This is a genomic window from Methylotenera sp. (genome assembly GCF_029945705.1).
Lineage (GTDB): Bacteria > Pseudomonadota > Gammaproteobacteria > Burkholderiales > Methylophilaceae > Methylotenera.
In genome coordinates this window covers 26295-48843 of the sequence record NZ_JAQSDC010000050.1, presented here as the reverse complement: position 1 = coordinate 48843, position 22549 = coordinate 26295, and the positions used below count along the sequence as shown (strand labels likewise).

Genomic DNA, 22549 nt, shown 5'->3' with positions numbered 1-22549 from the left:
TGAACTTAATTAGATAACCATCATTATCTAGCACTACAAATTCTATTGTTTAGGTCTGGAGTAATCAAACATGTTTGTCATCATCGGGTACGTAGTGATATTAGGCACAATTTTTGGCGGCTATGCCATGGGCGGCGGCCACTTGGGTGGATTGTGGCAACCCTTAGAGTTACTTATGATTTTTGGTGGGGCACTGGGTGCTTTTGTTGTTGGTAATGACATGAAAGCACTTAAGGCAACAGGTAAATCACTCCCAACTTTGTTTAAAGGTTCTAAATATAACAAAGCGCTTTATTTAGATTTGCTAGCAATGTTGTTTGAGATTCTCGCCAAAATCCGCAAAGACGGCATGATGTCGATTGAGAACGATGTTGAAAATCCTGAGGCGAGTCCGCTATTCAGCAAATATCCAAATCTATTGCATGATCATCATCTAATTGAATTTATCACTGACTATTTGCGTTTAATGGGGTCTGGAAATATGGATGCATTTCAGATTGAAACACTCATGGAAAGTGAAATTGAAACGCACCATATGGAAGGCCATGTGCCAGCTCATTGTATTGCCAAGCTTGGCGATGCGCTTCCAGCGTTTGGTATTGTGGCAGCGGTAATGGGTGTAGTACATACCATGGGCAGTTTAGATAAACCGCCACCTGAATTAGGAGAGATGATTGGTCATGCATTGGTAGGTACATTCTTGGGTATTTTGCTCGCCTATGGTTTCGTTGGTCCACTTTCAGGCTTGTTAGAGCAGAAACTAGAAGAAGGTACCAAGATGTATAACGCCGTAAAAGTCACACTTATTTCTAGTTTAAATGGTTATGCACCAGCGATTGCCGTTGAATTTGGTCGGAAAATTCTTTACTCAACAGAACGTCCAGGATTTGCAGAGCTAGAAGCACACATTAAACAAGCTAAAGGCAAATAACGAATTGTTAAACATAACAATGACTGAATACGGAGCATGTAATGGCTGAAGAACGCGTTAGACCGATTATTGTAAAAAAGATTAAAAAAGGCGGCGGTGGTCACCATGGTGGTGCATGGAAAATTGCTTACGCAGACTTTGTAACTGCAATGATGGCTTTCTTTCTGTTGATGTGGTTATTGGGATCGACTTCAAAAGCGCAAAAAGAAGGTATTTCTGATTACTTTAAAACGCCGCTATTGGTTGCTATGACTGGTGGTACCGCAGTAGGTGCTAGTGATACGCTAATTAAAAATGGTGGGGGAAGCGATTTTACAAAAAAATCTGGACAAGTGAAAAAAGTAGAAGGACCAGATGGTAAGAAAACAAAAGTGGATGCTGAAGAGGCTAAAAAAGCTTTAGAACAAGCTGAAAAAGTGAAATTAGAAGAACTTAAGAAAAAAATTGAAAAAGCGATTGATGATAGCCCAACTTTAAGCAAATTTAAGAACCAATTATTGCTAGATATTACTTCAGATGGCTTACGTGTGCAGATTGTAGATGAGCAGAATCGTGCCATGTTTAATTCATCAAAAGCGGATATGCAGCCATATGCCAAGCAGATATTACAAGAGCTGGGTAAAACGCTGAATGATGTGCCGAACAAAATTAGCCTGTCAGGGCATACCGATGCAACGCCGTATCCTAATGGTGAAAAGTCATATAGCAATTGGGAGTTGTCGTCAGATCGCGCCAATGCTTCACGTCGAGAGTTAGTGGCAGGTGGCATGGATGAAACCAAGTTGTTGCGCGTCGTAGGGCTTTCGTCTGCAAGTTTGTTTAACAAAGAAAATCCATTCGATGCCACTAATCGTCGTATCAGCATCATTATTATGAACAAACAAGCTGAAGAAAATGCTTTGAAAGATGGCGCTGCAGTCAATGTGCCTTCTGACTCCAGTGCTTCTGAAATTAGCACGGCTATAAAAGCCCCGTAATGATATTTGTAAGCTAACAATAATATAAAAATGGAATTGATTAATTTAACTGCTCGTATTCACTCAATTGAAATACAGCATTTTGGAGCATGATGAGATGGACATGAAAACACTACCAACCACTGAATTAAGAAGCTTACTTGCCACGGTTGCAGACCATGGCAAGCAACATTTAGTGGAAGTTGAAGCTGATTTGCTACAAACCACTTTTTTACTCAGCGAGGCTATTGAAAAGCTTGGTGTGAGTTTTATGGCTGTGCATGAGGCCGTGACAGCGCAACAGGCTGTGCTGAATAGCTTGATGATTACCCATCAATTTGACACTCAAGAAACAAAGAAATTAGAAGATTTTAAGAAAAAAATAGGTGAAGAAGTGAATGCGGCCGTGACTGGATTGCAATTTCAAGATCTCACCAGTCAGTTGCTGGTGAGAACGATTAAACGTGTGAATGGCTTAAAAGATTTACTTAATGAATTGGGTAATCACAGTGATGAGATAGATCCTGAGCATGAGCATGAAGAGATTGCTAAATTTTTAGATGAAATGAGCCACAGTTTGCATGCTGGTAGTAGGGCGCTTTCTGGCGGATTAAGACGTTCGGTTGACCAGCAAGACATGGCGACCGGGGATATTGAGCTTTTTTAACATAATGATTGAAAATTAATTAATTTTTGTCGTTAAGTAGTGTTAGGCACGCTTAATGACTCCAAAAAAACAGTAAGTAAAGTGCAATGAGTAAAAAACGGTTTAAGTAATTCTGGTGCTTAATTAACAATAGGCAAGTTTAACAACGTGCAAGATTAACAACGAAAAAGTGAGTAAATGAAATGGCAAAAACAATTCTAGCAGTAGATGACTCAGGTTCTCTTCGCCAGATGGTGGCATTTAGTCTTAAGGCCGCTGGCTACGATGTAGTGCAGGCGGTTGATGGGCAAGATGGCTTGGATAAAGCAAAAGAGAAGACCGTTGATCTTGTGCTGACTGACCAAAACATGCCGATTATGGATGGCTTAACGCTGATTAAAAATCTGCGTGAGTTGGGTTCATATCAAAAAGTGCCAATTTTAATGCTCACCACAGAATCAAGTGATGAAATGAAAGCTAAAGGCAAAGCTGCTGGCGCCAATGGCTGGTTAGTAAAACCTTTCGACCCAAAGCGCTTAATTGAAGTTGTGCAAAAAGTGATAGGTTCTTAAAAATTTTGTAGGAAGGTTGTTACACCACGAATATTGAATGTTGATAGTCACATTTATTCGCGGCCACAGACCGCTCCTACTTAGTAGCTAAATAGATATATGGAGTACAGCAATGACAATTGATATGAGTCAGTTTTACGAGGTCTTCTTTGATGAAGCAGAAGAGCTATTAGCTGAAGCTGAGCGTTTACTTCTTGGTATTGAAATTGAAGATCCCGATACCGAAGATTTAAATGCGATTTTTCGTGCAGCTCATTCTATTAAAGGTGGCGCTGCCACTTTTGGCTTTATGGACATGACTGAAATTACCCATGTGCTAGAAAATCTATTAGATAAAATCCGTAAAAATGAAATGGCACTTACTGCCGAACATGTGGATGCGTTTTTAGCCGCAAAAGATGTGCTGAAAATGGAAGTCGATGGACATCGATTAGCCACAGAGGTTGATCAAGAGCAGGTGGCTGATGTCAAAATGATGTTAAAAGAACTCTCGGAAGCAGGCGGCGTTGTGATTAAACCAACGCCAGCGACAGTTGCTCCAGAGGCTCCAGTTGTTGCTGCCCCTGTTATAGAGGCGCCTAAGCCAGTGGCTGAACCAGCGGCTATTGCTGCAGTGCCTGACGATGGTTTAACTCGTTTCAATATCGTATTGCCAGAAGTCACAGAAAAAGACATGAATAACCTAAAGGAAGAGTTAGGTTTATTGGGTGATGTGGAATCTAGTAAAAATGAAAGTAACCGTTATGTATTTAAGCTAACTACAGATTCAACGCAAGCAGACATTATCTCAATCTGCTCATTTGTGTTAGACCCAGATGATTTGGTGATTACTATCAATGCCACCGTAACTGCAACTATTGCACCAGTAGAAGCTAAGCCAGCGGTGGTGGAAGATCCAGGTTTTGGTCTGTTTGAAGATGACGAAGAACCTGCCGCGGTTAGTGCTGCAGTGAATCCTTCTGTAAGTGCAGAGAAAGACAGTACTTCAGGAGTGAAAATTCATGAAGAAGTTGGTTATGGCTTATTTGCCGAAAACGGTAAAGAGAATGTGGAAGAAGGTTACGGTTTCTTTGCCCCGTTCAAGCCGCATAAAGATGCAGTAGTGGCTGATTTGATTGGTGATGACACGGTTACAACAGAAGCTAACTCTGGCAAAGCCGAACTAGTTAAAGCCGAGGTTGCTACTGCGGCTACTAAAGCGACAGCAGATGCTGCGGCCTCTGAAGCCACTGATAGACGCAATCAAGGTCGTCGTGATTCAGACAAAGCACCAGCTAGTGGAGAAACTTCATCTATTCGCGTGGGGATTGAAAAGGTAGACCAACTCATTAACTTGGTGGGTGAGCTGGTGATTACCCAGGCAATGATAGAACAACGTATCAGCCAGCTAGACCCAGTTCAACATGAACCGTTAATTAACAGCGTAGGACAACTCACACGTAACACGCGTGATTTGCAAGAGTCTGTGATGTCGATTCGTATGATGCCGATGGATTTTGTGTTCTCACGCTTCCCACGTATGGTGCGTGACCTAGCTGCAAAATTAGGTAAGAAAGTAGAATTTGTTACTGTTGGTGCAGCGACTGAATTAGACAAAGGCTTAATCGAACGCATTGTCGACCCACTCACTCACTTAGTGCGCAACAGCGTAGACCATGGCATTGAAATGCCAGCTGGCCGTAAGGCTGCAGGTAAAAATGAAGTAGGTACGCTGACACTTTCTGCCGCGCATAAAGGCGGCAGCATTGTCATTGAAGTGACTGATGATGGCGCAGGCTTGAACCGTGAAAAACTACTCGCTAAAGCTAAATCTAATGGTTTAACCGTCAGCGAGAACATGACGGACACTGAAGTATTCGGGCTTATTTTCGCACCAGGGTTCTCAACCGCAGAAGTCGTCACAGACGTTTCAGGTCGTGGCGTAGGTATGGATGTAGTGAAACGTAATATTGCTGCCATGAATGGCGTGGTTGAGATTCGTTCGGCACTCGGTTACGGCACCACAATTTCAATTGCATTGCCACTCACACTCGCAATCTTAGACGGTATGTCAGTGTCGCTAGGCAATAGCATTTACGTTATTCCGTTAAATCTCATTGTAGAAACACTACAGCCGCGTGCTGAAGACATTAAAACCGTGACTGGCGAAGGCCGCATGGTGCATGTGCGTGGTGAATATTTACCCATTATTGCCTTACATAGCCTATTTAATCAACACACTGACATTACAGACCCAACTGAAGGCGTGTTGGTATTGCTTGAATCTGATGGCAAGAAATCAGCCTTGTTTGTCGATAGGTTAGTAGGTCAGCAGCAAGTAGTAATTAAGAGCTTAGAAACCAATTACAGAAAAGTCGCTGGTGTCTCTGGCGCCACGATTATGGGCGATGGCGGTGTTGCGCTCATTTTAGATGTTTCAGCCATTATTCAAATGGGGCAAACCAGCAATTACTTAACTGGTGCTAAACCCTTCTCACATTATCAGAATCAAGCCATCGAACATAAAGCAATCTCTAAGGAGTTTACAAAATGAGTACAGAAAACGTTAGCACAGCCAATAAATCAGGCGTTTCAGCAAAATCAAAAACATCCGCAGGTGAGTACCTGACCTTTGTTTTAGGTGAAGAACAATATGGTCTAGAGATTTTAAAAGTACAGGAAATTCGTGGTTACGATGCCGTGACGCAAATCGCCAACACGCCAGACTTTATTAAAGGTGTGGTGAATTTACGCGGCAAAATTGTACCGATTGTCGATTTACGCATCAAGTTTCACTTAGGCAAAGTGGAGTACGACGAATTTACCGTGGTGATTATTTTAAATCTCAATGGCCGTGTGGTTGGCATAGTGGTGGATGGCGTTTCAGACGTCATGGCGCTTAAAGAAGAGCAAATTCGCGACGTACCCTCGCTAGTTTCAAATATTGATACTAAATATATTGTTGGTTTAGCCTCAGTTGAAGAGCAAATGTTCATTTTGGTGGATATTGAACAGTTAATGGGCAGTGAAGAGATGGCCTTAATAGATAGCGTTGCAGTGCATTAATCCTGTTGGCCGCCGTGCGCAAAAATTATTATTTAAGTATTTAGAAAGAAGACAATCATGAAAATCAATATGCCAGTCACCAACACTGAAATTATGTTTGATGACACACAGTTTATGCTCACCAAAACCGATTTGAAAGGCACGATTACCTATGCCAATCAGGATTTTATTGAGATTAGTGGGTTTAGCGAGGCAGAACTCGTTGGGCAGAGCCATAATCTCGTGCGCCACCCAGATATGCCTGTTGAGGCATTTGAGGACATGTGGCGTAGCCTTAAATCTGGCAAGCCATGGACTGGCTTAGTAAAGAATCGTACCAAAAATGGTGATTTTTATTGGGTAGAAGCCAATGCCACACCTGTGCTAGAAAATGGTGCCGTGACAGGTTATTTATCTGTGCGTAGAAAACCAAGTAGACAGCAAGTGGAGTCAGCAGCGGATGCTTATCACCTGTTTAAAGACGGAAAAGCCAAAGGCTTAAGTATTAGCGATGGCCAAGTGGTAAAAAATTCACTGAGTCAAAAACTAAAAAGTAAATTCCAAAATACTAAAGTAGGCCAACGGCTAACAGTCATGATTTTGTTTGGATTGGTGGCGCTCACTGTACAAGCTTTAATTGGTTTGTATGAAATTAGTATCGCAAATAAATCAATTAAAACCATTCAAGAAGATCGTTTAATCCCAACCAGAGATTTAGGCAAAATTGCCGAGCTCATGGTAGAGAACCGTGCCATATTAAGAACCGCATTGAGTGAGTCTAAAATTCAGCTTGTTGGCAAAACCCCAGTCCTAGTGCTTGATCAACAAGAGGTTAACAATGCAGCTACTGCAATTGAGCAAAATATCGAGACGATCAGTTCGCTATGGAAAGCCTACATGGCGACTTATCTCGCCCCGGAAGAAAAAGTACTGGCTGATAGATTCATTAAAAGTCGTACAAAGTTTGTGGCTGAAGGGTTGAAACCAGCCATAAAAGCAATGAAGGCGGGCGATATTAAAGAGGCAATGAAGTACGCTGGCGATACCAGAACTTTATTTAATACGGCTAAGCCGGATATAGAAGCGCTGCTTAAATTGCAAAATGATGAAGCCGTTAAAGAATTTAATGTTGCACAAGCCCAATACAAAACCACGCAATTACTCACGTTTGCTGGCTTAGGTTTTATCACGCTATTGCTTTTTTGGATTGGTTTAATCATCGCACGTTCAATTACTAAGCCTTTAAATAACGCCATTGATGCCTTTGGTAAAATCACTTCTGGCAATTACAGCACAGCGATTGATGCTTATGGTAATAATGAGTTAAGCAAAGTATTGCAGTCTTTAAAATCCATGCAAACCATTTTGAGCATCAATGAACATCAATTAAAAGAAAGCGCTGCCAATACCTTAGAGCAATCCACCCAATACGAAAATCAATTGGCGGCGATTAGTCAATCCACTGGCGTGATTGAATTTAGCCTCGATGGCAAAGTGATTGCTGCCAATGATATTTTCTTGAGTATTTTAGGCTACAGCCGTACAGAGGCGATTGGTCAACACCACAGTACCTTTGTTGAGCCTGAATACAAAACCAGTGCGGAATATAAAGCGATGTGGGAAAAACTTAATCGTGGTGAGTCCATCACAGGCCAATTTATGCGTATCGGTAAGGGCGGCAAAGAAATCTGGCTAGAAGCTTCTTATAACCCGATTTTAAATGCTTCAGGTAAGCCTTACAAAGTGGTGAAGTACGCCACAGATATTACCGAACAAAAACTCAAAAATGCCGATTTTGAAGGCCAAATGACGGCGATTGGTAAATCTCAAGGCGTGATTGAAGTTTGTTTAGATGGCAATATTACTAAAGTTAACCAAGTGTATTTGGATATGCTGGGTTACAAAGAGCATGAGTTATTAGGCAAGCATGTAAGCATGGTGCTAGATCCTACTTTTGCCAAGAGTGAAGCCTATAAAGCTATGTGGGATAAATTGGTCAAAGGCGGCACAGACGCGGGTCAATACAAACGCATTGCTAAAGATGGTCGTGAAGTATGGATTCAAGCCTCTTACAACCCTATTTATGATTTAAAAGGTAAGCCATTCAAAATCGTCAATTACACCATGGATATTACTGAGCAAAAATTAAAAGCTGCGGATAATGCAGGTCAACTTGCAGCCATTAGTAAAATACAAGGTGTAATCGAGTTTGATCTTACAGGTAAGATTATTTCTGTGAATGAAAACTTTGCCAATGTAAGTGGTTATAGCGAGAAAGAAATCATCGGTAATCACCATAGCATGTTTGTAGAGTCTAGCTATAAATCTAGCCATGAATACAAAGCGTTCTGGGAGAGGTTAGGGCGTGGTGAAGCTGAGGCTGGTCAATACAAACGCATTGCCAAAGGCGGTAGAGAAGTTTGGTTGCAAGCAAGTTATAACCCGATTATGGACATGAATGGTAAACCATTCAAAGTAGTGAAATATGCAACGGATATTACCGAGCAATATAACAATGCCGCTACTTTAGCTGAAGCCGTTGAAGAAACTCAAGGCATTATTGAAGGCGCTAAAACAGGCGACTTAAGCAGCCGCGTACCATTAGCAGGTAAAACAGGCGCGATTGCCAGCTTGTGTGACGGTGTGAATGCCCTCATGGACAAAATGACCGAAGTGATTGTACAAGTGCGTGAAGCAGGCGACACCATTAATACCGCCGCAGGTGAAATCTCCTCAGGTAATAATGATTTATCACAACGCACCGAACAACAAGCTTCTAGCTTAGAAGAAACTGCTGCAAGTATGGAACAACTCGCATCAACCGTGAAGAACAATGCTGAAAATGCCAAACAGGCCAACCAGCTTGCCGCTTCGGCTTCAGGCGTAGCAATCAAAGGTGGTGAAGTGGTTGGTCAAGTCGTTTCTACCATGAGCGCTATTAACAGCAGCGCTAAAAAGATTGAAGACATTATTTCAGTCATTGACGGTATTGCTTTCCAAACCAACATCCTAGCCTTGAATGCAGCGGTTGAAGCTGCAAGAGCTGGCGAGCAAGGCCGAGGCTTTGCTGTGGTTGCAGGTGAAGTGCGTAACCTAGCGCAACGCTCAGCCAGTGCTGCTAAAGAGATTAAAGAGCTTATCTCAGACTCAGTCAGCAAAACCGCAGAAGGTACTGCACAAGTTGAACAAGCTGGTAAAACCATGCAAGAGATCGTGTCATCTGTACAACGCGTGACAGACATCATGGGTGAAATCACAGCCGCTTCAGTTGAGCAAAGTGCAGGCATCGACCAAGTGAATGCAGCAGTGACGAGCATGGATGAAACCACACAACAGAATGCGGCTTTAGTTGAGCAAGCAGCAGCGGCGGCTGAAAGCTTGGTAGAGCAAGCAGGTAGCTTGACTGATGTTGTGAGTGCCTTTAAATTAATGGGGAGTGCTTCATTTTCGGGCAGCCAAACTAAAAATAGAGCACCATTGCGTTTAGCTTCAAGTCATACTAAAGCGAAGCCAGCACCAAAATCAGTACCTGCCAAATCAGCATCTACAAAGATTGCCACTAAAACAGGTACTAATGATGACGAGTGGGCCGAGTTTTAGCCATCACATAGCAAAATAAGCACAAAAAAACAGCACCTAATGGTGCTGTTTTTTTATGCGGATTATTTTAATAATTATTTTCAATATTTCCTAAAGTTTTAAACAGAAATGACGTAATAACACATATGCGGTTTTGCGATTGTTTCCTAGGCATAATCTCCCGCCTCATTTGCCGTATTGAGGTGTTATTAACGGCAAAACCCAAATGTATAGAAATGGAATCATATGATGAAAAAATTAACAGTTACAGCTTTAGCAACCGCGTTATTAACAGTTGCTTCACTTAATGTATATGCAGGTGAAGTATGTAAAGTTTCAATGATGGGACGTATTTGTTTTGAAGAGGGCAGCCCGGAAGCAACCGCAGCACACATGAAAGGCGATGCGGTTGCAGTTGCAGAGGCTTCTAAGCGTGCTGAAGCGGCTGGCAAGCAGGATGACGCTTCAGCTAAAAAAGTAGCAGCTAAGTAGTTTTAATTAAAGTCAAAGAAAATCAGACTTAACCAAGCTAAACTTATTTAGCAGAGTCAACACAAAGCCCTTTGGATTATTTTCAGAGGGCTTTGTCGTTTCAGTGGCAACCATTAACACATCAACTAAGACTAAATATAACAAGCCAAACCTTAAAAATGATGCGCATTTATTGCTTTATTTGACAATTCAAATACGACTGCCGAAGAGGAAAATCACTATATGGAAATTGTTTTCAAGCTTTAGGTAAAGCGGTCGTAAATATTAGGGTAATGGCATTAGATAGGCATTTAGGTGACTTTTATATACTTTAGTTAGTTTTACTCGAGTTGGTTTTTTAAGTCACTAGTGAATCCACGTTACAAACAGCTAAATAAATTGGAGTAATAAAATGAGTATGACAAAAAAAATGTATATGTTGATACTGGCTGCGGTTTTGGGCATGTTGTCACTGGCGGGTATTGGTCTATATAAAATTAACAAGGTATTTGAAATTACTAACTATGCCAATGTAAACACTGTGCCAAGTGTGCAGTTGTTGGACGAGGCATTAGCGCATTTTGAAGAAATGGATGGCTTAATTTGGCAGCATATGGCCAGCACAGATAATGCCAAAATGGTCGAAATTGAAACCAAGGTTGCTACACAGCACCAAGCGTTGACTGATACCTTAGCTAAATATGAAAAGACTATGGTGTCCGATAAAGAGGACGGTGAAATGGTTGCAGCTGAGCGTGCTGCGTTAGCCGTATTTGATGAGATGGGTGGTCATGTACTTACAACGTCATTAGCCAATAATAAAGATGATGCACGAGCAATTTTACTTGCTGGGGGTGATGCGATTTCTGGTGTACAACAAGCCATTACCAATCATCGGAAGTACAAGGTTAAATTAGGTACTGATAGTGCTGAAAAAGCGGCTTCAATTAAAACTGGCGCAGTGGTTCAGTCTTTGGTGATTGCAGGTTCAGTTTTATTAATCATTGTTTTTCTCGGTTTATACATTACACGTAGTTTAATGAAGCAGCTGGGTAATGATCCTGCTGATTTAGCATTTTTAGCCAAGAATTTTGCTGATGGTAATTTAACTCAAAAAATCATTGTGGCTGAAGGCGATAAATCTAGCGTAGCCTACTCAATCAAAACACTACAAAAGACCTTAGATGGCATTGTGCAATCTTTAAATTATGTTAGCACGCAGCATGATGCTGGTGACATTGATGTTGATGTAGACGTGACTCGATTTAAAGGGGGATATGCCGACATGGCAGCTGGCGTCAACAAGATGGTCGCCGGTCACATCGACATGAATAAAAAAGCCCTAGCCTGCGTGAAATCATTTGGCGAAGGTGACTTAACGGCTCAATTAGAGAAGTTTCCAGGCAAAAAAGCCTTTGTTAACGAAGCCATTGAGCAGGTTAGAGCCAATATCAACGCACTGGTTTCAGATGTGAACAGCCTCTCTCAATCCGCAGTAGAAGGTCAATTAGACGTACGTGCCGATGCAAGCAAACACCAAGGTGATTTCCGTAAGATTGTACAAGGCGTGAATGAGACATTAGACGCGGTCATCGTGCCATTAAACGTCGCTGCAAAATACGTCAATGACATCTCCAAAGGTAACATTCCAGCCAAAATCACCGATACTTACTATGGCGACTTTAACACCATTAAAAACAATCTCAATCAATGTGTCGATGCTGTCAATGCTTTGGTATCAGATACCGCGATGCTAGCCGATGCCGCTGATCAAGGCATCTTATCCACCCGTGCTGATGTGACAAAACACCAAGGTGATTTCCGTAAAATTGTAGAAGGCGTCAACAACACCCTAGACTCAGTGATAGGACCTTTAAACGTTGCCGCCAACTGTGTTGACAGTATTTCTAGGGGCGATATTCCAGCTAAGATTAGCGAACATTACAAAGGTGACTTTAACAACATTAAAGATAACCTCAATCATTGTATTGATGCGGTTAACCGCTTGGTAGAAGACGCCAACATGCTCGCCGAAGCCGCCGCCGAAGGACGTGTTACTGTTCGTGCAGACGCTACGCTACACCAAGGCGACTTCCGCAAAGTAGTAGAAGGTGTCAACGCTACACTAGAAACGATAGTAGCCCCAATCATTGCCGTTAAAGAAGCCGTAGAAACCATTACCACCGCAGCCAATGAAATTGCCACAGGTAATAACGACCTCTCCCAACGCACCGAACAACAAGCCTCTAGTTTAGAAGAAACCGCAGCGAGTATGGAACAGTTAGCTTCAACCGTGAAGAACAATGCTGAAAACGCTAAACAAGCTAACCAGCTAGCCGCAGCCGCATCAGGCGTCGCGGTTAAAGGCGGAGAAGTCGTCGGTCAAGTCGTCTCTACGATGAGCGCCATCAACAGCAGCGCTAAAAAGATTGAAGACATTATCTCTGTCATTGACGGCATCGCCTTCCAAACCAACATTCTTGCCTTGAATGCAGCAGTAGAAGCCGCACGCGCAGGCGAACAAGGCCGAGGCTTTGCCGTCGTCGCTGGTGAAGTTCGCAACCTAGCGCAACGCTCAGCCAGTGCCGCCAAAGAGATTAAAGAATTGATCTCAGACTCTGTCAGCAAAACTGCAGAAGGCACCACCCAAGTAGAACAAGCGGGTAAAACCATGCAAGAGATTGTTGCCTCAGTCCAACGTGTCACAGACATCATGGGTGAGATCACAGCAGCCTCAAGCGAACAAAGCGCAGGGATTGATCAAGTCAATGCTGCAGTGACGAGCATGGATGAAACCACACAACAGAATGCGGCTTTAGTTGAACAGGCGGCTGCTGCAGCTGAAAGTTTAGTTGAGCAAGCGATTCAGCTTTCGGATGTGGTGAGTGTGTTTAAGCTGAACACTGGCAGTAGCTCAGGTAATAACCGACGTGCAGTGGATAGCCCGTTGCGAGCACCAGTCAAGAAAGTTCATGCTGTGGCAAGCAAACCAGCACCTAAAGTCGTCGCTAAAACAGGCACCAATGACGACGAGTGGGAAGAGTTTTAGTTTCTGTAGATAAGTTTTATTACCTAAATATTTGTATCGAAATGTGAGAGCAAAATGAAAATTACTATTACTAGAAAAATGTTGTTACTAACCTTTATCGCCATGACTGGATTGATAGGGGGTATGGCTTTGAGCCAGCATCAAATGGAAAAGGTCTACGCCGAAGCTAATTACGCCAATACGAATATTGCACCAAGTATTCTTGAGCTAAATAAGGTGCAATATAAATTCAATACATTACGCATTCGCACGGCAAATCACACCATTATTACAGATGCTGCCAAAATGGCAGAGGTTGAAGTAGCTATTAAAAAGCTGCAGAGTGAATTAGACGTGCTTTTCCAAGGATATGAAACCTATTTAGCTGACGATAAAGAAAGACAAATGCTTGAGGCAGATAAAGCAGGTTTGAAAGAATATTATGCACGTTTAGAACCAATCTTAGCGGCATCAAGAATCAATAAAAAAGACGTTGCACACCAGTTATATATCGATATTCGCGAGACTGCAGAAAACGCTAATGCGAATATTGCAGCGCATATGGACTATAAAGTGGCACTTGGTAAGAGCGTGGCCGCCGAAGCTGTACTAGTGAAAGACTCAGCCAAAAAGGTTGCTTTAATTAGCGGTGCGCTAATTTTACTAGCCATCGGAATGATTGGTTTTATGATTACCCGCAACTTACGTAAACAGTTAGGTGGTGAGCCAGATGAAGTGGCTGCCATTGCAAAAAATATTGCCGAAGGGGATTTGAATCGTCACATAGAAATTCAAAGCGGTAACTCTGGGAGTTTGATGGAGGCAATGCACACCATGCAGCAAACGCTTAAAGCTGTGATTGAAGAGCAAAGTGCAATGTCACTTGAAAATAAGGCTGGCAATATCAAAGCCACTATCAATACAGATAAATTTCTTGGCAGTTATAAAGCCATGGCGGAAAATATCAATGAAATGGCGGGTAATCAGGCGGATGTAATGCGCAAAGTAACCGCTTGTATTTCTGAGTTTGCAAACGGCAATTTTGAAGCGCCATTAGAGCGATTTCCTGGCCAACGTGTATTCATTAACGATGGCGTAGAGTTATTACGTAGCAACATTAAAACCTTTATTGCAGACATGGACTACATGTCTAAAGAGCATGATGCTGGTGATGTGGATGTAGTCATTGATGAAGATAAGTATAAAGGCGCTTATGCAGAAATGGCACATGGTGTGAACACGATGGTTGGTGGTCATGTACAAGAAAAAAATCAAATGATTCAATTGATACGTGCACTTGGTGATGGTGACTTTGAAGTTAAGATGCAACAATTTCCAGGTAAAAAAGCCGAAATCAATAAGAATCTAGACCGATTGAACGGCAAACTCAAAGGTATTGTGGATTCAGTAAAATGGGTGACGGCAGAGCATGAGCAAGGCAATATCGACATGAGTTTGCATGCACATATGTTTAAAGGTGGTTTTAGCGAAATCGCTGCATCAGTGAATAAAATCGTTGGTGGTCAATTAGAACTTACTGAAAAAGCATTAGCTTGCGTTAAGGAGTTTGGTGAAGGTAATTTTGATGCACCATTAGAAACTTTCCCAGGTAAAAAAGTCTTTGTAAACGAGGCGATTGAGCAGGTGCGTACTAATTTGAAAGCATTGAATGAGGATGCGCAAATGTTGGCAGATGCCGCACGTGAAGGTCGCGTGATGGTGCGCGCTAATACAGATAGGCATTTGGGCGACTATCGCAAAATCGTGATTGGTATGAATGAAACGCTAGAGATGATTGTTAAACCAATAGTGACGGTTAAACAATCTGCCGAAGCGATTAACACGGCGGCTAAAGAGATTGCGCAAGGTAACGCGGATTTATCACGTCGTACTGAAGACCAAGCGGCAAGCTTAGAGCGCACTGCCTCAAGCATGGATCAACTCTCATCTACCGTTAAACAAAATGCGGATAACGCTAAACAAGCGAATCAGTTGGCAATTGCTGCCTCAGGCGTGGCCGTTAAAGGTGGCGATGCCGTGGGCGATGTAGTGAGTACGATGAGTGCGATTAACTCTAGTGCTAAAAAGATTGAAGATATTATTTCTGTGATTGATGGTATCGCTTTCCAAACAAATATTCTTGCACTGAATGCTGCAGTTGAAGCAGCTAGGGCGGGTGAGCAAGGTCGCGGCTTTGCGGTAGTCGCAGCAGAAGTGCGCAACTTGGCGCAGCGTTCTGCTGGTGCTGCCAAAGAGATTAAAGAGCTTATTTCAGATTCTGTGAGCAAAACGGCAGAAGGTACGAGACAAGTTGAAATGGCTGGTGAGACTATGAAAGAGATTGTTAGCTCAGTTAAACGTGTGACCGATATTATCGGTGAGATTGCCGCGGCATCAACCGAGCAAAGTACAGGCATTGCGCAAATTAATGAAGCCATTATGAAGATGGATGATGTGACGCAGCAAAATACCGCATTGGTAGAAGAGGCAGCTGCGGCAGCTGAATCTCTCATGGAGCAGTCTGAAGAAATGACGGCGGTAGTGAGTGTGTTTCAGTTAGATAGTGGCACTAGTAATAAGCATAAAGGCTCATCAGCTAACGTTGCGAGGACGACTACATCAACTAACGCAGCAAAAGAGAAAAAATCATTTTCTTTTACAGATGCAGAAAATGCCCATGCTAAGTGGAAAATGCGTTTAGTACAGTTTGTTGGAGGCCAATCGCATGAAGACTTTGATGAAGCTGCTGTTTCTTGTGATGATAAATGTGATTTAGGCAAATGGATACATGGCCCTGCTACTAAATATTCTTCAATGACTGAATACAAAAACTTACGTACCTCACACGCAGAATTCCATAAAACAGTAGGCGCTATTGTGCATAGCGTACACGAGCAAGACAAAGAGTCTGCTAGGTTGTTACTAGGCGGTGATTTTGCTACAGCTTCTAAAAAAACCATTAGTGCCATTCAAACAATGCGTACTAAAGTCGAGCCAGCTGTAAGAGCAGTTAAAACAGGAACACACGATAGCGAGTGGGAAGAGTTTTAATTATTGAGCTAAGAGAGCTATTTTAAATAGTCCAGAAAATTAGGGATTTACAATGAAAATAAATATGCCAGTGACACAGCGTGAGGTTGAGTTTAAAGACGCTTGTCAAATCGTGTCAAAAACTGATTTAAAGGGAAAAATTACCTTTATTAATCGTGATTTTTTAGATATTAGTGGCTTTGCAGAGGATGAGTTAATCGGTCAAAGTCATAATGTTATTAGACATCCAGACATGCCGCCAGAAGCCTTTGCTGATTTGTGGCGTACGGTGAAATCTGGCAAGCCTTGGATAGGTATTGTTAAAAATCGCTGTAAAAATGGGGATCATTATTGGGTAGAAGCAACGGTTTCCCCTTTTGCAGAAAACGGTGAGGTAGCTGGGTATATTTCAGTCAGAAGGAAAGTCACACGTGCGCAGATTGAAGGCGCTATGCACTATCATCAAGTGCTTAAAGACGGTGAGAGTTGGCTTGAAAGTGTCAAAGGTAAATATCGTAGCTTTAAGCGTAACTTTAAGTTGAAATCGAGAATTATCTCTATCTTTATAGTAGTTGCCTTGTGTAGTTTAGGGCTTGGCTATAATGGTTTAAGTGGTATTGAAGAAAGTAATAATAGGCTGTCTACGGTTTATCAAGACCGTGTCATTCCTTTGCAGCAACTTAAAGTTGTTGCTGATATGTATGCAGTGAATATTGTTGATACTTCACATAAAGTACGAAATGGTAATTTAAGCTGGGCGCAAGGTCAGGAAAATGTCGATAGTGCTTTAAAACAAGTCGATAAAAATTGGAAGGCTTACACCTCTACTTATTTGGTTGAGGACGAGAAGAAGTTGGTTGCAGAAGCTGAACCACTTTTTGTTAAAGCAAATGCTGTGACTGCAACATTGCAAACTATATTAAGCAGCCAAGATGCTAAGCGGATGGCTGAGTTTACGATTAATGAGCTGTATCCAGCGATTGATCCGCTATCCGATAAAATAAGTCAGTTAACTAATTTGCAACTGAAAGTGGCGGGTGAAGAATATGCTGCCGCTGAAGCCAATTATGTGAATAAACGCAACCAGAGTATTGCGCTCATTCTAATAGGCCTTGGTTTGTCTGGCTTACTAGGTTGGATGCTGTATAACGCGATTATGCCGCGCGTGCGTGATGCTGTTACATATCTACTATCAAGCTCTCAAGGTCTTGATCATGAGTCAGTCATACGTACTGGACATCGTGACGAGTTAACGCTGGTAATGGATGCTTATCGGGCATTGAAAGCGCGCATTGATTTTGATAATACAGAGGCTTATGCTGGAATTGATCGAATTAAGTCGGCTTTAGATCACGCAACCATACCAGTCACTGTGGGTGATGAGGTTAACAAGCTTATTTACATGAACCATGCAGGTTTTGATTTATGGAAAAAAATGGAGCCTGACTTATTAAAACGCCACCCTGATTTTTCAATTGATAAACTCATAGGCAGCAAGCTTGGACCCTATATTGAAAATGAAGAGCATCGTGCAAATTATGTTTCACCGGTTGTGAGTACCAAAGTGCTATCAACAGTGATTGGCGCCCGTCATTTAGATTTAACGTTTAACCCTGTGCACAATGAAGAGGGTCGCTATCTTGGCCGCATGATTCAATGGGTAGACAGAACAGATGAGCTAGGTGCCGAGAAAAAAGTGGCTGAACTGATTGAGAAGACTGTTGCGGGTAATTTGGCTGAGCGCCTTGATGTGGCAACTTTACCAGTCGGTTTCTTGCGCGACACAGGTGTTGGTATGAACCGGTTACTAGACGCGGTAATTAACCCGCTAAATATGGCAGCTGAATATGTCGATGACTTATCTAAAGGCATTATTCCAAAGGAAATTACCAAAGATTACCAAGGTGATTTCAATATCATTAAAACTAACTTAAATGCTTGTGGCTCTGCTATTAAAGCGCTTGTTGCCGATGGCAATATGTTGGCTAAAGCTGCCGAAGAAGGTGTGTTAACTGCACGTGCGGATTCAACGCAACACTTAGGCGAGTATCGCAAAGTGATTGAAGGGTTAAATGCTACTTTAGACGCGATTGTGACGCCTTTAAATATGGCTGCCGCTAACTTAGATAGCATCGCACGTGGAGATATTCCAGAAAGAATTACAGAACATTACAGTGGTGATTTCAATAATATTAAAGATAATCTAAACACTTGTATTGAGTCTATCAATGCATTAGTGGGTGATGTTCAAATGTTAGCTAATGCTGCAAATGATGGACGTGTTTCTGTTCGCGCAGATGCTAGTGCGCACCAAGGTGATTTCCGCAAGATTGTAGAAGGTGTGAATGAAACCTTGGAAATGATCGTTGGTCCTATTGGCACGGTCAAAGTGGCGGTAGAAACCATCAGCACTGCTGCTAAAGAAATTGCCCAAGGCAATGCAGATTTATCTCGCCGTACTGAGGAACAAGCGGCTTCACTTGAAAAAACAGCCGCTAGTATGGAGGAGTTATCATCGACGGTTAAACAAAATGCGGATAATGCCAAGCAAGCTAACCAGCTCGCTACAGCGGCTTCAGGTGTGGCAATGCAAGGTGGAAATGTTGTGAGTGAAGTAGTCGCTACCATGAGCTCAATTAACAGTAGTGCTAAAAAAATTGAAGATATTATCTCTGTCATTGATGGCATTGCTTTTCAAACAAACATACTCGCACTTAATGCTGCGGTAGAAGCAGCTAGGGCTGGTGAACAAGGCCGTGGTTTTGCAGTAGTAGCAGGGGAAGTGCGCAACCTAGCGCAACGCTCTGCTAGCGCTGCTAAAGAGATTAAAGAACTGATTTCTGACTCAGTGAGCAAAACGGCCGAAGGCACGCGTCAGGTTGAAAATGCAGGTAAGACCATGCATGAAATTGTGAGCTCAGTTAAACGTGTATCAGACATCATCGGTGAAATTGCAGCAGCCTCAAGTGAGCAAAGTGCTGGCATTGAGCAAGTGAATGAAGCCGTGATGAAGATGGACGACATGACCCAACAAAACACTGCATTGGTAGAAGAGGCGGCCGCTGCAGCTGAATCTATGATGGAGCAAGCTGATGAGTTGATGAATGCGGTTAGCGTGTTTCAGTTAGAGGGTGAAAGCCAAGCTAAACGTACAGCCCCGGCTGAACGACGAGTATCGCACAATCCTATGCGAGGCACTGCAAGTAACGTTGCTGCAAGTAAAGCGGTAGCGGTCAAGCCAGCACCAAGGCTAGTTGAAAGTAAACCAACAGCACCTAAACCTATAAAGCTTGCTGCCAAGTCAGGTACGGATGACGGTGATTGGGAAGAGTTTTAACAGTTGTAGGAGCGACACCACGTCGCGATTTGCTCCATAGCTTCGCGACGGGGCGTCGCTCCTACAAGGAATTGCATGGGTTATGATGCGTTTGGTAAGTTTAAAAAAGGTCGCTCACGCGACCTTTTTTTATGAAATTTATTGAGATTTGCCGCTATGCTTGCCGACTAAACGCTACAATCACGGCATGTCTTTAACCCCTCATACCATTACCATCTGTGCAACTGCACGCCTTGTTCGCGGTGTACTTGCTCAGCACCAACATCAACAGCTCGAAAGCGGTATTTCGCAGTGGCAATCAGCTCAAGCTTATACGCTACAACAGTGGCTGGATGAACTGATAAGCCATGCAAGTTTATTGGGATTGTTGCCCATCGATGCTTTGCCTGCACTGACATTGAGTGCTATTGCAGAGTCGCACTTGTGGGAGCAGTCGATTGAAAGCTGTCTAGCCAAGCATGAAGCTGCCGCATTGTTTGATATTCGTTCGATGGCGAAATCGGCGATTGAGGCGAATAATCTCATGCTCAATTGGGAGCTGGCTGAAGCTGATATTAACCACGATTTTATCACCCAGGAAACGCGCCAATTTTTGCGTTGGCGACATACCTTTGAGGATTTTTGTACCAAGCAAAATGCAATCGAGTCCGCACGTTTAACCGCATTACAAATCGCGCTATTTGCGCAGTTTCAACAACAAATTATCCGTGAACTAGCATTACCAACTCATATTCAGTTAGCAGGTTTTGACCGCATTACGCCATTAGAAGCACGCTTGTTTGAGCTGTTAAAAGATTGTGGTGTAAAAATTGAAGTGCTGGCAAGCAATACACATATTCAAACTGATGTTCAATACTTAGCCGCTATGGATGCACATAGCGAATGTCGCGCCGCCGTGGCTTGGGCACAGCAAAAGCTGACAGAAAATCCTAAAGCGCAATTGGCGATTATTAGCCCAGCGTTGGGTAGTATTCGTCGTGAGTTGGCTGATTTACTCGATGATACCTTTCACTCTGAAACGCTGGATTCCAGCCTATATGAAACACCACGTTGTTATGATTTTTCATTGGGTTTGGCACTCACAGAATACGCAATTGTGCATAGTGCATTACAGCTTTTGCGTTTGGCGGCTAGCAAAGCAGATTTAATTTTTGATGAAGTCACGCCACTTTTACAAGATGTCTATTGGGGTAACCAGCAAGAGTTGGATGCTAGAGCGCAATTGGATGCGCATTTGCGCAGAAATATGAATGCCAGTTATCACTTAGAATCGCTCATCAAACAGGCAAGTAAGCTGCAAACCAACGGCGCAACTTTGGACGAGCTGCTTGAAAACTTAACGCAAATTTCACGGTTTCAAAATCAGCAGAACAAGCAACGTCAGGTTATTTCTGCGTGGGTAGCGGCTTTTGTGCAATTGCTAGATGAGTTGCATTGGGCAAAAACACGCTCACTTACTAGCCATGAGTTTCAAACTCAGCAAGCTTTTTTGAAGTGCTTAAAAGAGCTCAATGGCCTAGATGCCATATTTGGCAATGTTTCTGCGAGCGTTGCAGTGCAAAAAATCACCGAGCTTTGCAATGCCACCATGTTTCAGGCAGAAGCTAAAGGCGATATTCGTATTCAAATTTTAGGGCTTTTAGAAACGCCAGCGGTGCAATTAGATGCGGTATGGGCGCTGAATATGAACGACCAACATTGGCCGCCCGCAGTAAAACTTAACCCGCTATTACCCGCAGATTTACAAAGAAGTCGCGGTACGCCCAACGCCAGTGCTGCGGTGCAGAGCCAGTTTGCGTCATTGGTGCATCAACGCTTAATCTCATGCGCGCCAGAGGTGATTTTTTCATATGCAACAAAAGAAGATGAGCGCGAATTGCGCCCATCGCCTTTGTTAGATATTCAAGAGGTGATTTACACATCGAATACCATTCAAACGCTGGCAGAATGCTTAGCGCAACCAGCGACTTTGCAACTACTTGATGACTTTATCGCGCCCACTGTTTTAGCCGATGAAAACGTGCGTGGTGGTGTGAATTTATTTGCCACCCAGGCCAAATGCCCCGCATGGGCGTTCTATCAATATCGGCTTGGTGCAGCTAAGTTAGAAACGCCTGTAGATGGCTTAGATACCATGTCGCGGGGCAGCTTGCTACACATGGTATTACAACTTTTTTGGCAAGATTGCAAAACGCTGAGCAATCTAAAATCTTTTTCTGAAACGTTGTTAATTGAAAAAATTGATGATGCAATCGAAAAAAGTGTACAAGCTTTAAGTGCTGAAATTAGCTATCACATTCCTCCCCAAGTTTTGCAAATTGAAAGAAACAGGCTTCGCCAACTCATGCAAGCATGGCTGACATTAGAGCTTGAGCGCGCTGATTTTGTGGTCGATGCCTGCGAGAAGAAGTTTGAGCTTGAGGTTGAAGGTTTAAAACTTAATTTAAGCATAGACCGTATAGACAAGCTCGCAGAAGGCGGATTAGTCGTCATCGACTACAAGACCAGCACAGTTGTAAGCAGTTCAAGTTGGGCAGAAGACCGCATCACAGAGCCACAGTTGCCTATTTATGTGGTGCTGGCGCTAAAGTATGAGCAAGTGGTAGCGGTTAGTTTTGCCAAAATCCGTAGTGATGAAACCAAGTTTATCGGCTTGTCTGCGGAACCGGATGTGCTACCAAAAGTAACAGCCTTAGAAAAAGTAACTAAAAGCTCAGCGTTTTATGAGTTTCCAGATTGGGATGCTTTACTAGAGCATTGGTATACAAGCTTGACTAATATTGCACAAGAAATCAAAACGGGCGTCGCGCACATGACCATGAGCAACGAAGCTGATTTGATTTACTGCGATGTTAAACCTCTGTTGCGTTTACCTGAACGATTGTTGCAATTTGAGAACATGCAAGTGGCTTTGAAAAATGGAGGGAATGCATAGTGACAACTTTGAATTCTCTTGATTTAACTAGTTTAGACTT

Annotated in this window: 12 protein-coding genes; all 12 read left to right on the top strand. The window is 42.8% G+C overall.

Annotated elements, in window-relative coordinates:
- Positions 1-70 precede the first annotated feature (70 nt).
- The 12 genes from motA to PSU78_RS11135 all read left to right on the top strand — a co-directional run bounded on the left by motA (position 71) and on the right by PSU78_RS11135 (position 22509).
- A complete protein-coding gene (gene motA, locus PSU78_RS11190) occupies positions 71-931 on the top strand; it encodes a flagellar motor stator protein MotA (protein ID WP_300388001.1) in 861 nt (286 codons plus the stop codon).
- 41 nt (positions 932-972) lie between these two features.
- Entirely contained in the window at positions 973-1908 is a 936-nt protein-coding gene (gene motB, locus PSU78_RS11185) for a flagellar motor protein MotB (RefSeq protein WP_300387999.1), read from the top strand.
- Positions 1909-2005: 97 nt separating this feature from the next.
- Positions 2006-2554: a chemotaxis protein gene (locus PSU78_RS11180; protein ID WP_300387997.1), complete on the top strand. Its 549-nt coding sequence runs from the start codon at positions 2006-2008 to the stop codon at positions 2552-2554.
- 182 nt (positions 2555-2736) lie between these two features.
- Entirely contained in the window at positions 2737-3105 is a 369-nt protein-coding gene (locus tag PSU78_RS11175) for a response regulator (RefSeq protein ID WP_300387995.1), read from the top strand.
- Positions 3106-3217: 112 nt separating this feature from the next.
- Positions 3218-5638 carry a chemotaxis protein CheA gene (gene cheA, locus PSU78_RS11170; RefSeq protein WP_300387993.1) on the top strand — a complete coding sequence of 807 codons (2421 nt, stop codon included), beginning with the start codon at positions 3218-3220 and terminating at the stop codon, positions 5636-5638.
- Positions 5635-6150, top strand: coding sequence for a chemotaxis protein CheW (locus PSU78_RS11165; protein ID WP_300387991.1), 516 nt, complete (start codon positions 5635-5637; stop codon positions 6148-6150). The genes cheA and PSU78_RS11165 overlap by 4 nt, the downstream gene beginning before the upstream one ends.
- 57 nt (positions 6151-6207) lie before the next feature.
- A complete protein-coding gene (locus PSU78_RS11160; protein ID WP_300387989.1) occupies positions 6208-9729 on the top strand; it encodes a PAS domain S-box protein in 3522 nt (1173 codons plus the stop codon).
- Between the two features lie 225 nt (positions 9730-9954).
- Complete coding sequence (locus tag PSU78_RS11155; protein WP_367186354.1) at positions 9955-10200, top strand: hypothetical protein; 246 nt, start codon at positions 9955-9957, stop codon at positions 10198-10200.
- A 391-nt stretch (positions 10201-10591) separates the two neighbouring features.
- Positions 10592-13228 carry a methyl-accepting chemotaxis protein gene (locus PSU78_RS11150; protein ID WP_300387987.1) on the top strand — a complete coding sequence of 879 codons (2637 nt, stop codon included), beginning with the start codon at positions 10592-10594 and terminating at the stop codon, positions 13226-13228.
- Positions 13229-13282: 54 nt separating this feature from the next.
- Complete coding sequence (locus tag PSU78_RS11145) at positions 13283-16258, top strand: methyl-accepting chemotaxis protein (protein ID WP_300387985.1); 2976 nt, start codon at positions 13283-13285, stop codon at positions 16256-16258.
- A gap of 52 nt (positions 16259-16310) precedes the next feature.
- Positions 16311-19574, top strand: a complete 3264-nt coding sequence (locus PSU78_RS11140) for a methyl-accepting chemotaxis protein (protein WP_300387983.1) — start codon at positions 16311-16313, stop codon at positions 19572-19574.
- A 187-nt stretch (positions 19575-19761) separates the two neighbouring features.
- Positions 19762-22509: a PD-(D/E)XK nuclease family protein gene (locus PSU78_RS11135; RefSeq protein ID WP_300387981.1), complete on the top strand. Its 2748-nt coding sequence runs from the start codon at positions 19762-19764 to the stop codon at positions 22507-22509.
- The last annotated feature ends 40 nt before the right edge of the window (positions 22510-22549 follow it).

Coding starts and splice junctions, on each gene's coding strand:
- motA (WP_300388001.1), top strand. CDS start 71: ATGTTTGTCATCATCGGGTACGTAGTGATATTAGGCACAATTTTTGGC.
- motB (WP_300387999.1), top strand. CDS start 973: ATGGCTGAAGAACGCGTTAGACCGATTATTGTAAAAAAGATTAAAAAA.
- PSU78_RS11180 (WP_300387997.1), top strand. CDS start 2,006: ATGGACATGAAAACACTACCAACCACTGAATTAAGAAGCTTACTTGCC.
- PSU78_RS11175 (WP_300387995.1), top strand. CDS start 2,737: ATGGCAAAAACAATTCTAGCAGTAGATGACTCAGGTTCTCTTCGCCAG.
- cheA (WP_300387993.1), top strand. CDS start 3,218: ATGACAATTGATATGAGTCAGTTTTACGAGGTCTTCTTTGATGAAGCA.
- PSU78_RS11165 (WP_300387991.1), top strand. CDS start 5,635: ATGAGTACAGAAAACGTTAGCACAGCCAATAAATCAGGCGTTTCAGCA.
- PSU78_RS11160 (WP_300387989.1), top strand. CDS start 6,208: ATGAAAATCAATATGCCAGTCACCAACACTGAAATTATGTTTGATGAC.
- PSU78_RS11155 (WP_367186354.1), top strand. CDS start 9,955: ATGATGAAAAAATTAACAGTTACAGCTTTAGCAACCGCGTTATTAACA.
- PSU78_RS11150 (WP_300387987.1), top strand. CDS start 10,592: ATGAGTATGACAAAAAAAATGTATATGTTGATACTGGCTGCGGTTTTG.
- PSU78_RS11145 (WP_300387985.1), top strand. CDS start 13,283: ATGAAAATTACTATTACTAGAAAAATGTTGTTACTAACCTTTATCGCC.
- PSU78_RS11140 (WP_300387983.1), top strand. CDS start 16,311: ATGAAAATAAATATGCCAGTGACACAGCGTGAGGTTGAGTTTAAAGAC.
- PSU78_RS11135 (WP_300387981.1), top strand. CDS start 19,762: ATGTCTTTAACCCCTCATACCATTACCATCTGTGCAACTGCACGCCTT.